The following is a 632-nucleotide window of genomic DNA, read 5'->3' on the forward strand; positions in this document are numbered from 1 at the left end:
GATCTTTGAAAGTATGCGCAGGTATCTTGTGAAGGCGCCTGCAGGAAGGATGATTGTCCATCTTGCAGACGTTTGATCAAGCAACTATTAATTGTTTTAAAGCAAGCGATACGTTGCCAGCATCAATCATCTGCAGCTTTAAATTTTGATCTTCGGATCATGTAGTTTTAAGTGAAGAGTTTGATCCTGGCTCAGAGTGAACGCTGGCGGTAGGCCTAACACATGCAAGTCGAACGGCAGCACAGTAAGAGCTTGCTCTTACGGGTGGCGAGTGGCGGACGGGTGAGGAATACATCGGAATCTACTTTTTCGTGGGGGATAACGTAGGGAAACTTACGCTAATACCGCATACGACCTACGGGTGAAAGCAGGGGACCTTCGGGCCTTGCGCGATTGAATGAGCCGATGTCGGATTAGCTAGTTGGCGGGGTAAAGGCCCACCAAGGCGACGATCCGTAGCTGGTCTGAGAGGATGATCAGCCACACTGGAACTGAGACACGGTCCAGACTCCTACGGGAGGCAGCAGTGGGGAATATTGGACAATGGGCGCAAGCCTGATCCAGCCATACCGCGTGGGTGAAGAAGGCCTTCGGGTTGTAAAGCCCTTTTGTTGGGAAAGAAATCCAGCCGG

The 632-nt window shown here is 51.3% G+C and carries 1 rRNA gene; it reads left to right on the forward strand.

The annotated features are described in order from the left end of the window. Positions 1-168: 168 nt before the first annotated feature. Positions 169-632: ribosomal RNA gene (locus IAE41_RS22325) — 16S ribosomal RNA — on the forward strand; the annotation flags it as partial.

The sequence above is a fragment of the Stenotrophomonas sp. S39 genome (genome assembly GCF_016624665.1).
Taxonomy (GTDB): domain Bacteria; phylum Pseudomonadota; class Gammaproteobacteria; order Xanthomonadales; family Xanthomonadaceae; genus Stenotrophomonas.